Consider the following 12,307-nt stretch of genomic DNA (forward strand, 5'->3'; position numbering starts at 1 on the left):
GGCTCCTCGGATCGGCGGCTGTTCCGCGATCCAGTATGGCCGCGCCCGCACGGCCCGAGCGTGATCTCCCCGGTTCAGTTCACTTCCACGGCCGGCTCGCGCCGGGGCGCGGCCACCGGGCCCGCATCGCCCGCGCGGAATTCCGGCACCAGGGACGCGACCGCCGCCAGCACCGCGGCCACCAGGCACAACACCATCGACCACCGCAGCGACACCACCGACGCCGCAGTGCCGAACGCCAGCAGCAATCCAGTGGCGGCGGCGATGCAGAAGGTCGCCGAAAGCCGTTGCGTGAGTTGCAGGAACGAGGCCGCCACGCCGTGCAGCGACGGCGGCGAGAACCCGAGCGTCACCACGCGCAGCGGCGGCTCCACGACCCCGCTGGACAGGCCCGCCGCCACCTGGATCACCGACAGCGCCGCGAACAACGCCATCCCGTCCCACCAGAACGACACCAGCACACTGGCGCCCACGCACAGCGCCGCCACCACCAACCCGTGGGTCACCACGGGCGCGCCGTGTCGCGCGAACAAGCGCTGGCCCCAGCGCGCGGCCACCAGGCGCGCCACCGCCGACGGGATCATCGCGGCCGCCACGGCCAGCGCCGGAATCCCGAGTGCCTGGAGGAAGAACACCGTCTTGACGGTGCCGAACGCCAACCCCGACCCGAACCACAACAGCGCCACCACATTTCCGGTGACGTAGCCCCTGGACCGCATCAGCGCGGGCGCGAACAGCGGCAGCCGCCCCCGCCGCGCGTAGCCGCGCTCCCACAGCACCAGCCCCGCGACGAGGACGCCGCAGAACACGACGACGGCCACCACCGCGCGCCCCGGCAGCCCCGGATCGATGACCGGAATCGTCACCAGCACCACCAGCGCGCCGAGCGCCGCGATCCCGGGCAGGTCCAGATCCGTGGCGCGCCGCACCCGCACGTCCCGGGGCAGTCCGCGCACGCCGAGCACGATCGTCGCGATCGTGAACGGCACCGGCGCCAGCAACACGGCCCGCCACGCGTACTCCTGCGGCAGCACCCACAGCGCCACCCCGGCCGCGACCGGTCCCGCGATGGCGGCCAGCGCGCCGGCGGCGGTGTAGCGCGCCAGCGCGCGCAGCCGGTCCGGGCCGGTGAAGACGTCCTGGATCACGCCGAGCACCTGCGCGCTGATCACGCCCGCGCCGAAACCCTGGATCAGCCGTCCGCCGATCAACGGCCACGCGCCCGGCGCGCACGCCGAGACGACCGCCCCGACCAGGAACAGCGCGAGCCCCGCGATATACAGCTTCCGCCGTCCGTAGGCGTCGCCGAGGCGGCCGGCCGGGGCGAGTCCGAGCCCGAAGGTCAGCGAGAACGCCGCCAGGAACCACTGCACGCCCGCGTTCGACAGGCCGAGGTTCGCCTGCACGGCCGGCGCGGTGAACGCCACCACCGCGCTGTCGAGCAGCGTGGCGAAACCCGCGCCGAGGCAGCACCACAGGGCGGCACGGTGATCAGGGGCTGGTCGCACGTCCGGACCGTACCGGGCGCCCGACATCGCTTCCGGTCCCGGAAACGCTTCCGTTCAGGATGATCCACCGAAATCGCGGTGAGCCGAAATCCCGCGCGATCCACCGGAGTCGGCGCAGGAGACGGCGGCCGGTCCGCGTACGAACCGGCCGCCGTCAGCGCGCGATCAGAGGCTCTCGGCGAGCGCCTTGGCATCCTTGCGGACCCCGAAGGCGGTGATGATCTCCATGATGCCGAGCACGATCAACCAGATGCCCGCGACCAGCGTCAGGGTCGCGACCGAGGTGACCGGCCACACGATCAGCACCACGCCCGCGATGGCGGTGATGACGCCGAAGAACAGCTGCCAGCCCCGCCCCGGCATCTCCGGGTCGGACAGGGCCGCCACCACCACGGCGACGCCGCGGAAGAGCCAGCCGATGCCGATGAAGATGCCGAGCAGCAGGATCGAGGCCAGTTCGTCGCGGAAGCAGAAGATACCGATGATGATCGAGAGCACGCCGCTGATGAAGTACAGCACGCGCATTCCCGCGCTCGCGGTCGCGCCGAAGGCGGCCACGAGCTGCAATACCCCGGAGATCACCAGGTAGATGCCGAACAGGACGCCCGCGACCAACAGCGTCTTTCCCGGCCACACCAGAATCATCACACCGAGGATCACCGAGAGCGCCCCGGTGACGAGGACGGTTGTCCAGGCGCTCTTGGCGAGCGCCTCCAGGGGACCCTCCAGCACACTGTTTGTCGTCATGATCAGATGTTAGGCCCGCGACCAGTGGATTTCGGGGTTATCGCGGCAGCAACGCGCCGCCCGATACGCACTGGTGACCTAAGTCCTCACCGGGCCGGGGACCTAGGTCCCCACCGGGCTGATGTTCACCATCCACGAGATGCCGAAACGGTCGCGGCACATGCCGAATTCGTCGCCCCACATCTGCTTCTCCAGCGGCACGGTCACGACGCCGCCTTCGATCAGTTTGCCCCAATAGCCGCGCAGTTCCTCGGCCGCGTCGCCGCTGAGGCTGATGGAGATGGCGCTGCCCGGTTCGTACTCCATGCCGGGCGGGGTGTCCGAGGCCATCAGCGTGTACCCGCTGGGCGTCTCCAGCTGGCCGTGCATGACCAGATCCGCGCCGGGCGCGTCCTTGTCACCGAACTCGCCGAAGGTGCTGATCCGCAGGGTGCCGCCGAAGACGTCGCGGTAGAACTCGAGCGCCGGGCGCGCGTTGTCGCCGAAGCCCAGGTACGGGTTGAGCGTGGAGACCATGGCATAGCTCCTCACCTGTAGTTTTCCGCCACCGGCGAGCCTACTGCGCCCGCGCGGAGGGTGGCGTCGATTACGTCCCGGGCCGCGGACGTTTACCGCTCAACCCCCCGGGGAAGTCATCGGTCAGTGCCTCTCGCCGCGCGTGGTCGCGAGGCGGAGAACATGATTCGTGGGCTTCGGGTTGCTAGGGAGAAAAGGTGGCGGTTGTACTCGTGCTCCAGGCACGCGGACTCGGTGATGTGCTCACCGCGGTCCCGGCGCTTCGCGCGCTGCGGCGGGCCCGGCCGAGCGATCACATCGTCCTGGCCGCACCCCACCGTCTGAAGCCGATCGTCGATCTCATCGCGTCGGTGGACACCCTGCTGCCGACCCCCGATCTGGGGACCTTGCGCTGGGACGGACCGCCGCCCGAACTCGCGGTCAACCTGCACGGCGCCAACACCGAGAGCATCGTGGAGCTGACCAAGATCGCCCCCGGCCGCGTGCTCACCTACCGCAATCCGGCGTTCCCCGAATACGGCGGCCCGGAGTGGGTGGAGGACATGCATCCGGTGGAGCGGTGGTGTCATCTGCTCGAATCCGACGGGATCGTCGCCGACCGGCGCAATCTGGGCTTGGTGCCGCCGGTCTCGACCACCAGCCACCGCGACTGCGTGGTGGTGCACGTGGGCGCGGGCGCGCCCGCCCGCCGCTGGCCGCCCGAGCGGTTCGCCGCGGTGGTGCGGCATCTGCTGGTGCTGGGCCGCGAGGTGGTGCTCACCGGTGACGACTCCGAGCGCGATCTCGCGCTGTCGGTCGCCGCGCGGGCCGGACTGTCCACGCACCGGGTGCTGGCCGGCCAACAGAACCTCATCGACATCGCCGCCACCGTCGCCGAGGCGGCGCTGCTCATCAGCGGCGACACCGGCGTCGCCCGGCTGGCCACCGCGTTCGGCACCCGCACCGTGCTGCTGTTCGGGCCCACGCCGCCGCGCTGGGGCGGGCCGCCGCCGCATCTGCTGGGCAGGCACGCGGTGCTGTGGGCGGGACAGGTCGGCGATCCGCACGCCGACACCCCCGACCCCGGTCTGCTCAGCATCGACGTGCCCGACGTGATCGCGGCGCTGGAGAAGCAGCTCAATCAGCGCACCTGGCCGGGGACGGCCGGGCGCAGGCCCACCTACCGCCGGGTGGGCTGAGCGGGTTCGCCGCCCGGCCTGGTCTCGCTCTCGGTCCTGGCCTCGCTCAGCGCGGCCGCGTAGGCGGCCAGCGCGCTGGGCCAGAACTGTTCCAGGTAGTCGCGGGCGTCGCCGAGCCCGCGCGGGTCCAGCGTGTAGAGCCGCCGGGTGCCCTCCGGCCGCACCGCCACCAGGCGCGCCGCCTTCAGGATCTTCAGATGCTGGGAGGCCGCCGAACTGCTCACCCCGACCTGGGCCGCCAGTTCGCCCACCGAGCGCGGACCCTGCGGCAAGGCCTCGAACAGGGCGCGCCGGGTGGGGTCGGCCAGCGCTTCGAGCGCCCGAACTCCGTTAGTCGCCACTCACATAGTGTGATCAACTGGCACACTTCCGGTCAACTTGCGCGATTACCCCAAATCGCGAGGTCACAAACGGAGACACGCCGCGTCGTTACCTAGTCGTGACACGCCACCTGGGCTTTTGTACCCCTGTGAGGGTAACCACAAGATTACGGAACGCCGTGAGGACTCCCGTACGTTCGTTTCCATGCCCGTGACCGATCCGTTACTTTACCGGCGGCCCGGCGTGACCCGCTCTCGCCGACGCCGCGTCGCCACCCGCGCCGTGGCCGTCTCCGCCGCCGTCGGCGCCTCGCTCGGCCTGTTCGCCGCCGTGGGCCCCGACGACGCCGCTCCCGCGGCTGCCGACTCCATCGAGTCGCACGCTGTGGAGTTCACCGCCTTCACACCCCGCGAAGCGCAGATGCCGCAGATCGTGCCCGAGCCCGTCCTGTGGGAACAGCACCGCCTGGCCCAGGAGGCCGCGCGCCCCAAGACCGTCCGTCCGGTCGCGGGAATGCTGACCTCGCACTACGGTATGCGCTGGGGCGCGATGCACGCCGGTCTGGACTTCGGTGACCCGATGGGCGCGCCGATCGTCTCCGTCACCGACGGCGTCGTCCTCGAGGCCGGTCCCGCCTCCGGCTTCGGCCTGTGGGTCCGCATCCAGCAGGACGACGGCAGCGTCGGCGTCTACGGCCACATGCAGGACATCCTGGTGTCGGTCGGCCAGCACGTCCGCGCCGGTGACGTGATCGCCACCGTCGGCAGCCGCGGCTACTCCACCGGTCCGCACCTGCACTACGAGGTGCACATGCCCGGTGTGGGTCCGATCGACCCGATCCCGTGGCTGGCCGCGCGCGGTGTGGACGTGTTCCGCCACCCGGCCTGATGTATCGGGTTCGCGAGTGAGATGAGGGGCTCGCGAAACTCCTCCGGCACCCGTGCCCGCGAACGACTTTCGTTCGCGGGCACGGGTGTTTCGCGTACCGGGGAGTGAGCTGGGGCGCGATCCGGTACCACGGTATGAGCCGCGAATCGTCCCGTCGCGGGACGTGGGCGCGCGCCGCCGATTCCTACCGTCATCGCATGGTCACCACCGAGATCGCCGCACCCGCCACGATCCGCGCCACGACGGGTCTGCACCGGCCGCTGCTGTACATGTCCGCCGCGATGGCGACGCTCACCCTCGCCTCGGTGATCGGCATGCTCGCCGACGACCGGCAGCTGCTGGGCGAGTCGGTGTGGTTGAAGACGTTCAAATTCGGGTTCGCGTTCGCCCTCTACGGTCTCACCTTGGCGTGGCTGCTCTCCTTGCCGCACAAAGGATCCCGCTTCACGTGGTGGTTGGGGACGGTGTTCGCGGTGACCGGCGTGATCGACGTGGGATTCATCGTCCTGCAAGCCGCGCGCGGCACGTTCAGCCACTTCAATACCGCCGAGGACCCGGTCAACTCGATCGGCCAGACGGTGTTCGCGTCCGGCGTGCCCGGACTGTTCTTCGCGAATGTGCTCATCATGGTCATGCTGATATGGCAGCGCCTGGCGGACCGGCCGACCACACGGGCCATACAAGCGGGCCTTGTGCTGGCCGTGGTGGGTATGGCGCTCGGCTATCTCATGGGGTTCACGGGGAAGCAGCTCGTGCGCGACGCCAACGGCGACATAGTCGAGTTGGTCGCCGGCCATACCGTTCTGCCGGACGGAGCTCCCGGGGAACTGGTGCGCGACGCCGGGCCGGGGATGCCGATCACGCAGTGGAGCACGGTCGGTGGCGATCTGCGCGTCCCGCACTTCGTCGGCCTGCACGGCATCCAGGTCCTGCTGCTCGCCGCGGTGGTGCTGGCCTGGCTGGCGCACCGGCACGTCTGGCTGCGCGACGAACGCACCCGCGCCGTGCTCGTCGGTGTGCTGGCCCTCGGCTACGGCGGCGCGCTGGTCATCGTGTTCACCCAGGCGATGCGCGCGCAGCCCCTGATCCATCCCGACGCCGCCACCCTGGCGGCCGCCGCGGCCGTCCTCGGATTCGTCGCCCTCACGACCGCGACCGTTTACACCCGCGCCCGCGCGGAACTCGACGCCAGGCCGCGGCCCACCGTCCGCAGTTCCACCGCGTGAGAGGCCCGGCCCGCTCGTTCCGGCGTGTTGACCAGGTTCGCTGCGTAGCATGAAACAGAGCAACCTCACCCGGGCGCAACGCCTCGAACAGCGGGAACCGAGCCCGACCGCGACGCATCCTCGGACCACGCACCCCGATGTTCAGGCCGCGCCGCCGGCGTTTGTTCCGGTACGCGCACAGCACAGGAGGCGCTCATGTCCACCGAGTCGATCGAACCCGCCGACATCCCCGCCGGACGTGACCCCGCCCTGGACCGGCTCGACTTCCTGGTCGGGACCTGGGAGACGTCGGCCCACTTCCGAGCCGGGTTCCTTGGGCCGGGCGCGCCGGAGCTGACGGTGCCGGGCAGGTCCACCTTCGAGTGGGTGCCGGGCAGGCACTTCCTGACCGAACGGTCCGTCAGCGACCATCCGGACATGCCGGACGCCCTGAACGTCATCGGGTACCAGGGCGACGACGTCTTCGTCATGCACACCTACGACTCGCGCGGTGTCACCCGCACGTATCGGATGAAGCTGGACTCGGCGACGTGGATCATCTGGCGGTTCGAGCCGGGTTTCTCCCAGCGGTGGGTCGGCGCGATCTCCGACGGCGGCGACCGCGTGAGCGGGGCCTACGAGATCTCGGCGAACGGCGAGCAGTGGACCGAGGACTTCCCGCTCACCTACCGGCGCGTCGGCTGAGTCACCGCAGGCGTTCGGCGTCGCGGGCGAGGTCCACCAGGGTCGCGCTGAGCGCGGCCAGTTCGTCGCGGTCGGCGCCCTCCTGGATGGCGGTGGCGACGTCCTCGGCCGCGCAGCGCGCCGCGAACCACCGGTCTGCCAGATCGGCCGCCTCCTGCGCGCTGAGCACCACCGAATCCTCCGGAATCCCGGTGCCCTTCAAGCTGTTCCGGTGTTCGTAGGCCCGCTGCCGGCACGACTGCCTGCAGTACCGCCTGCGCCGCCCGCCCTCCGACTCCACGATCTCCCGCCCGCACCACAGGCACGACAGATGACGATCGACGACGGTACGACCCGGCATGGACGCATGAGGCACGCCGGACACGATAGCGCGCCCCTCCCCACCCCTCCCACCAACGCCGCACGTTGACACGTCACCCACGCGGCCCCGGCGTCGCGCAGCGTGGCAATCCGTGGGCCACTGTCGAGCTCAGAGCGTGGGCAGCTCGTCGAGGATCCGCTCGCGCAGGAAGGTGTCGATCGAGCGGCGCTGTTGCGCGTCGGCCGCGGTCAGCGGGGCGCGCACCGCGACCGGGAATCCCGGGAGGCGGGTGGCGACGGCGGCTTTGGCGAAAGCGATGTCGCTGAGCGGGATCTCGCGCCGGAACGCGCTGTAGCGGTCGAAGATCGCTTGCGCCGCGTCGGCGCGCGGCAGGTCATCGCGGGCCACCGCGCGGGCGATCGCGACGGGCAGTTCCGCCACCGGCCCGCCCGCGCCGCTCACCACACCGTCGACGCCCAAGGCGCGCACGCGGGCACCCGCGCCGTCGTCGCCGAGATACACCGACAGCCGGGGGCGCAACGCGGTCATCGCCGCGGTCACGTCGCGATCCTTGCCGGACTCCTTCACCCCGACCAGCTGCGGGAACTCCGCCGCCAGCCGCTCGAGCACGGCCCCGCTGATCACGTTCCCCGTGTGCCGGGGAAAGTTGTACAACCACACCGGCATCGAAACCCGTTGCAGCACTTGCCGGAAGAACGCCTCGACACCCGTCGCGTCGGCGAAGTAGTACGGCGCGACCACCGCGACCGCGTCCGCGTACTCCCGCGCGTGGTCCGCGAGGGCGACCACATCCTCGACCGCCGTCGCTCCGACGTGCGCGATCACCGTCCCTGCCCACGATGCGCGGCTGCGCTCCAGCAGCGTCCGCCGCTCCCCCACGGTCAGACTCGGGAACTCCCCCGTCGTCCCGCCGACCAGCATCGAACGGACTCCCGCCGACGCGGACAATGCCAGGAAGTCCGCCAGCGCACCGTGATCCACCCGCCCGGACTCCCCGAACGGCGTTACCGACGCCACCACCGGCGAAACGATCTCCACATCCACCCCACCACATTCCCACGAACCGGCCCGCGACCGGTCCCCTTCCCCCGGTGCGGCAGCCGCACCGGGGGAAGACCACTCACACGGCGCGGTCCCGTGCACCCCACCGGGGCAGGCAGGAACCGAGGCGCGCCAAGGGAATTCGCGCCGACGATCCGGTCTGCGCGCGGGAGTAGGGGCGCACGCACGCGGCCTCGGGCCCGCGCCGGGTCTCCCGCATCGTGTAGATGACGGGTTGACCGGCGCTCAGCGTCCGGTAGCCGACCACGTCGATACTCGTGAAGTCGACGAACACCGCGGCGGTGCCGTCGTCCGGTGTGAGGAACCCGAAACCCTTCTCCGCGTTGAACCACGCGACGGTGCCGTGATGCCAGTGGGCCGGCGCGGCGTCGGGAACGGGGGCGGTGTCAGTAGGCGAGTGGATAGTCGTCATCGGGGAGCGGTGTGATCAGAGCCTGGTCGAGTCGGTCGGTGAGGTCGGCGGCGTCGAAGCCCGCCCGGACGCGTTCGGTCAGCGGAGGCAACGCGCCGTCGTCCCAGCCGATGTCGCGATCGGCGGCGTGGACGACCGTCTGCTGGTCGGCGTGGTCCGCGTCGTCGCGGGTGGGGATCGTGGTCATCGGCGAACCTCCTTGCCCATCGGGACGGGACGGGCACCGCTGCCGGGCCCGCCCCGCGAAGGAAGACGTGACATTGCGAATAGTGGTCCGCCGCCGGGGATGCCGCCGCGCCCGGTCGTGCCACGGACGTGGCGGTGCGCGGAGATCTGGTCGCTGTGCTCGACGGCGCCGGGTGCTGGGCGCGGTCGGCATCCCGCGACGCGAACCTGGTCGTGGACTCCGATTCGGCTATCACCTCCTGGCTCATGTCCTCATGTCCTGCTGCGCGCACGCCGCGGAGGGCCGCGCTGCGTCGCCCGGACGCGTCGTCGCGGCAGCCCCGTCAGGCGGGGCGGTTCGGGAAACCGCGGCGTGACCGCCGCCGGCCGGGCCGGGCGGGTGCGCAGTCGCGGTCGCACCGGGACCCGTCGGCTCGCGGGCAGTTCGGCGAAGATCTCCTCGATCTCCGCGACCAGCGGCGCCAGGTCCGGGTCGAGCGCCAGCAGGCGCGCGTCCAGCTCGTCCAGCGGTACCGGGATCTCGATGTCACGCATGGCGTCACTCCGAATGTCCGGTTCGGTTCCCTGCGGTTCGTGTCAGATAATCTGTGTCACCTGACACATATTTCTTATAGCACCGGATTGAAGTGATCGCAAGTGGATACCCTCAGAAAATCTGATGCCGATGAACGCGGGAGCACGATGCCACAGGACGACCACCCCGTACCCGACCCCGGCCGCGCCGTCTACGCCATCTCGGTGGCCGCCGACCTCGCCGGTATCGGCGTACAGACCCTGCGCCTGTACGAACGCCACGGACTCATCACCCCCGCGCGCAGCGACGGCGGCACCCGCCGCTACAGCGGCGACGACCTCGCCCGCCTGCGCCGGATCACCGACCTCGTCGCCCAGGGTGTCAACCTCGCGGGCATCGGCCGCATCCTCGATCTGGAGGACGCCAACGCCGAACTGCACGCCGATCTGCACCGCCTCCGCGACGACCACGGCACCGCCTGACCCGGCGCGTGGCGGGGAGGTGAACGCGCACCCACTACAATGGAACGGTTCACCGCCGCCGTGTCGGGAACTATTGACGCAGGCCCGTTCGTTGCACCAGAGGTCCGCAACTCGCGGATGTCGGTGGCAGCGCAAGACTCGAGCACACAGGGAGAGGCACACCATGGCAGATCGCGTACTCCGGGGCAGTCGGCTCGGAGCGGTGAGCTACGAGACCGATCGCGACCACGACCTGGCTCCGCGTCGGATCGCCCGCTACCGCACCGACAACGGTGAAGAGTTCGACGTGCCGTTCGCCGACGACGCGGAGATCCCCCCGACCTGGCTGTGCCGCAACGGCCAGGAGGGCACCCTCATGGAGGGCACCACCCAGGAGACCAAGAAGGTCAAGCCGCCGCGCACCCACTGGGACATGCTGCTGGAACGCCGCAGCAAGGAAGAGCTGGAGGAACTCCTCAAGGAGCGCCTCGAGCTGCTGAAGACCCGCCGCCGCGGCTGAGCACGACAGACGAAGGCCGGTTCCCGACACGGGAGCCGGCCTTCGTGCTGTTCACCCGGCACTCGAGGCACCCCGGCACCGCGTGCGATAACGCACTACCGCATCAGCCCAGGCACTCCCCGCCGGTTGGGTGGTCCCGTCCCGCGCACCACCCGGCGATCCCGCCGCCGCACCGGCAGACCGTGGTCCGGCTCGCCCGCCGTCCACCGCCTGCGCATCGGCGCGGCCAGCCACACCACCAGGAACAGCACCACCGTCGACGCTCCGGCGAAGGCGGCCGCCACCGGTCCCACCACCAGATCCACCATCAAGGTGCACACCCCGCCGATCGCGACCCCGAGCAGCACCAGCCCCACCATCGCGTACCGGTGCGCGGCCCACACGAGCGTCTGCAGGCGCCTGCGGCGGAACAGCAGCCGATGCCAGGCCACCGGCGCCATCAGCACGATCGCGCCGCACACCGCGGCCGCGGCCGTCATCAGGTAGACGGCGCGCATCCCGTCCGAGAGCGCACCGAACGCGGGCTGGAAGGGCAGGATCATCAGGAATCCGGTGAGCACCTGCACGCCGGTTTGCAGCACGCGCAGTTCTTGCAGCAGGTGCGCCCAGTTGCGGTCCAATCGCTGCGTCGGCGTCTCCGCGCGGGCCCGCAGGTTCCACGCGTCGTGCGCGGCGGGCGCGGACTCGCGGCGTTTCTCGCGCGGCCCCTCACCGCTGAGAGGTGCGTGCGGTGTGGACATGGGTGGTTCCTCTGGCAAATCATTCGGCGCCCCGGCCTGACTACGCCCTACCCGCCTTCGCCGCCCCGAATCGGCCGGGCCGACGAAAAGAGGCCGGTCCCGAATCGGAACCGGCCTCTTGCGAAGGGGCTCAGTGGCTGGCGACCTTGCGGTACTGCCACAGCGCGATCGGGATCGCGACCGCCAGGATCGCCACCGAGCACAGGATCGCGTACTCCACGCAGTGCTCGGCGGGCCAGCCCGTCGGCACGCCGAACGAGGGCGGCGCGCCGTTCTCGAACAGCTTGCGCCCCGACGCCGCGACGGCGGTGATCGGGTTCCACTCCGCGATGGTCCGCAGCGGCTGCGGCAGGGTCTGGGCGGAGATGAAAGCCGAGGAGATGAAGCTCAGTGGGAACAGCCAGATCAGGCCCGCGCTCTGCGCCACCTCCACCGACGGCGACATCAGGCCGGTCACCGCGCCCACCCACGACATGGCGAACGCGAACAGCAGGATGATGCCGAACGCCAGCGCCGCGTCCCAGATGCCGCCGTTGATCCGCCAGCCGACGAGGTAACCGCAGCCCACCATCACCGCGACCGCGACGATGTTCACCACCAGGTCCGACAGCGTGCGCCCCATCAGCACCGCCAGCCGCGACATCGGCAGCGTGCGCATCCGGTCGATCATGCCCCGGTGCAGGTCGCCCGCCAGGCCCACCGTGGTGAAGGCCGCGTTGAACGCCACGGTCTGCGCGAAGATGCCCGCCAGCAGGAATTCCCGGTACTGGCCGCCGCCCACGGTGGGGCCGAAGATGTAGGCGAACAGGAACACGAACATCAGGGGCTGGATGGTGGCAGTCACCAGCAGCGTCGGCACCCGCAGGATGGTCAGCAGGTTCCGGTGCGCCACGATCGCGCTGTCCCGGAAGACCCGCAGTTTGGGGGACGTGAAGTCCTGGGCGGGACGGGGTTTCGCCGGCGGCGGGGTGTTCTCGCCCGCGGCGTCGTCGCGCTCCACGGTGGCTGCGCTGGTCACCGAA

Annotated in this window: 16 protein-coding genes and 1 pseudogene; 6 read left to right on the plus strand and 11 right to left on the minus strand. The window is 70.6% G+C overall.

The window, feature by feature from the left end; translation table 11 throughout:
* Nucleotides 1-74: 74 nt before the first annotated feature.
* The 3 genes from OHB21_RS30125 to OHB21_RS30135 form a co-directional block, all read right to left on the minus strand.
* A complete protein-coding gene (locus OHB21_RS30125) occupies nt 75-1,508 on the minus strand; it encodes an MFS transporter (protein WP_195124316.1) in 1,434 nt (477 codons plus the stop codon).
* 165 nt (nt 1,509-1,673) lie between these two features.
* Nucleotides 1,674-2,255, minus strand: coding sequence for an HdeD family acid-resistance protein (locus tag OHB21_RS30130; RefSeq protein ID WP_067514325.1), 582 nt, complete (start codon nt 2,253-2,255; stop codon nt 1,674-1,676).
* A 102-nt stretch (nt 2,256-2,357) separates the two neighbouring features.
* The gene (locus OHB21_RS30135; RefSeq protein WP_067514324.1) at nt 2,358-2,771 is read right to left on the minus strand and encodes a VOC family protein; all 414 of its coding nucleotides are present in this window, start codon (nt 2,769-2,771) and stop codon (nt 2,358-2,360) included.
* Nucleotides 2,772-2,968: 197 nt separating this feature from the next.
* On the opposite strand from OHB21_RS30135, the gene OHB21_RS30140 reads away from it, so the two are divergent.
* A complete protein-coding gene (locus OHB21_RS30140; RefSeq protein WP_067514323.1) occupies nt 2,969-3,949 on the plus strand; it encodes a glycosyltransferase family 9 protein in 981 nt (326 codons plus the stop codon).
* Here the strand turns inward: OHB21_RS30140 and OHB21_RS30145 are convergent.
* Nucleotides 3,931-4,290, minus strand: coding sequence for an ArsR/SmtB family transcription factor (locus OHB21_RS30145; RefSeq protein ID WP_195124317.1), 360 nt, complete (start codon nt 4,288-4,290; stop codon nt 3,931-3,933). The genes OHB21_RS30140 and OHB21_RS30145 overlap by 19 nt on opposite strands.
* A 184-nt stretch (nt 4,291-4,474) precedes the next feature.
* Here OHB21_RS30145 and OHB21_RS30150 point away from each other — a divergent pair, with 184 nt between their 5' ends.
* The 3 genes from OHB21_RS30150 (at nt 4,475) to OHB21_RS30160 (ending at nt 7,068) form a co-directional block, all read left to right on the plus strand.
* Complete coding sequence (locus tag OHB21_RS30150) at nt 4,475-5,158, plus strand: M23 family metallopeptidase (protein WP_084538220.1); 684 nt, start codon at nt 4,475-4,477, stop codon at nt 5,156-5,158.
* Nucleotides 5,159-5,355: 197 nt separating this feature from the next.
* Entirely contained in the window at nt 5,356-6,384 is a 1,029-nt protein-coding gene (locus tag OHB21_RS30155) for a hypothetical protein (RefSeq protein WP_195124318.1), read from the plus strand.
* Between the two features lie 195 nt (nt 6,385-6,579).
* Nucleotides 6,580-7,068, plus strand: a complete 489-nt coding sequence (locus OHB21_RS30160) for a hypothetical protein (protein ID WP_195124319.1) — start codon at nt 6,580-6,582, stop codon at nt 7,066-7,068.
* Between the two features lies 1 nt (nt 7,069).
* On the opposite strand, the gene OHB21_RS30165 is transcribed toward OHB21_RS30160, so the two are convergent.
* From OHB21_RS30165 to OHB21_RS30185, 5 genes and pseudogenes are all read right to left on the minus strand, one after another.
* Nucleotides 7,070-7,408 (minus strand): hypothetical protein, encoded by a 339-nt coding sequence (locus OHB21_RS30165; RefSeq protein WP_084538219.1) that lies wholly within the window; start codon nt 7,406-7,408, stop codon nt 7,070-7,072.
* Nucleotides 7,409-7,537: 129 nt separating this feature from the next.
* Nucleotides 7,538-8,434, minus strand: coding sequence for a dihydrodipicolinate synthase family protein (locus tag OHB21_RS30170; RefSeq protein ID WP_067514319.1), 897 nt, complete (start codon nt 8,432-8,434; stop codon nt 7,538-7,540).
* A 175-nt stretch (nt 8,435-8,609) separates the two neighbouring features.
* Nucleotides 8,610-8,795, minus strand: a pseudogene (locus tag OHB21_RS30175) (cold-shock protein); the annotation flags it as partial.
* A gap of 43 nt (nt 8,796-8,838) precedes the next feature.
* Nucleotides 8,839-9,051, minus strand: coding sequence for a hypothetical protein (locus OHB21_RS30180; RefSeq protein WP_067514317.1), 213 nt, complete (start codon nt 9,049-9,051; stop codon nt 8,839-8,841).
* Nucleotides 9,052-9,302: 251 nt separating this feature from the next.
* Nucleotides 9,303-9,584, minus strand: a complete 282-nt coding sequence (locus tag OHB21_RS30185) for a hypothetical protein (protein WP_067514316.1) — start codon at nt 9,582-9,584, stop codon at nt 9,303-9,305.
* Between the two features lie 147 nt (nt 9,585-9,731).
* On the opposite strand from OHB21_RS30185, the gene OHB21_RS30190 reads away from it, so the two are divergent.
* Nucleotides 9,732-10,046, plus strand: coding sequence for a MerR family transcriptional regulator (locus OHB21_RS30190; protein WP_067514315.1), 315 nt, complete (start codon nt 9,732-9,734; stop codon nt 10,044-10,046).
* A gap of 163 nt (nt 10,047-10,209) precedes the next feature.
* Entirely contained in the window at nt 10,210-10,545 is a 336-nt protein-coding gene (locus OHB21_RS30195; protein ID WP_030202367.1) for an RNA polymerase-binding protein RbpA, read from the plus strand.
* 95 nt (nt 10,546-10,640) lie between these two features.
* Here the strand turns inward: OHB21_RS30195 and OHB21_RS30200 are convergent, their stop codons facing one another.
* Nucleotides 10,641-11,285: a DUF6328 family protein gene (locus OHB21_RS30200; protein ID WP_228788453.1), complete on the minus strand. Its 645-nt coding sequence runs from the start codon at nt 11,283-11,285 to the stop codon at nt 10,641-10,643.
* Nucleotides 11,286-11,415: 130 nt separating this feature from the next.
* Nucleotides 11,416-12,204, minus strand: a complete 789-nt coding sequence (locus OHB21_RS30205) for an ABC transporter permease (protein WP_067514327.1) — start codon at nt 12,202-12,204, stop codon at nt 11,416-11,418.
* Nucleotides 12,205-12,307: the final 103 nt, after the last annotated feature.

Origin of the sequence: Nocardia puris (assembly GCF_036051655.1) — a bacterium.
Lineage (GTDB): Bacteria > Actinomycetota > Actinomycetes > Mycobacteriales > Mycobacteriaceae > Nocardia > Nocardia puris.

Coding starts and splice junctions, on each gene's coding strand:
- OHB21_RS30130 (WP_067514325.1), bottom strand. CDS start 2,255: ATGACGACAAACAGTGTGCTGGAGGGTCCCCTGGAGGCGCTCGCCAAG.
- OHB21_RS30135 (WP_067514324.1), bottom strand. CDS start 2,771: ATGGTCTCCACGCTCAACCCGTACCTGGGCTTCGGCGACAACGCGCGC.
- OHB21_RS30150 (WP_084538220.1), top strand. CDS start 4,475: ATGCCCGTGACCGATCCGTTACTTTACCGGCGGCCCGGCGTGACCCGC.
- OHB21_RS30155 (WP_195124318.1), top strand. CDS start 5,356: ATGGTCACCACCGAGATCGCCGCACCCGCCACGATCCGCGCCACGACG.
- OHB21_RS30160 (WP_195124319.1), top strand. CDS start 6,580: ATGTCCACCGAGTCGATCGAACCCGCCGACATCCCCGCCGGACGTGAC.
- OHB21_RS30165 (WP_084538219.1), bottom strand. CDS start 7,408: ATGCCGGGTCGTACCGTCGTCGATCGTCATCTGTCGTGCCTGTGGTGC.
- OHB21_RS30180 (WP_067514317.1), bottom strand. CDS start 9,051: ATGACCACGATCCCCACCCGCGACGACGCGGACCACGCCGACCAGCAG.
- OHB21_RS30185 (WP_067514316.1), bottom strand. CDS start 9,584: ATGCGTGACATCGAGATCCCGGTACCGCTGGACGAGCTGGACGCGCGC.
- OHB21_RS30190 (WP_067514315.1), top strand. CDS start 9,732: ATGCCACAGGACGACCACCCCGTACCCGACCCCGGCCGCGCCGTCTAC.
- OHB21_RS30195 (WP_030202367.1), top strand. CDS start 10,210: ATGGCAGATCGCGTACTCCGGGGCAGTCGGCTCGGAGCGGTGAGCTAC.
- OHB21_RS30200 (WP_228788453.1), bottom strand. CDS start 11,285: ATGTCCACACCGCACGCACCTCTCAGCGGTGAGGGGCCGCGCGAGAAA.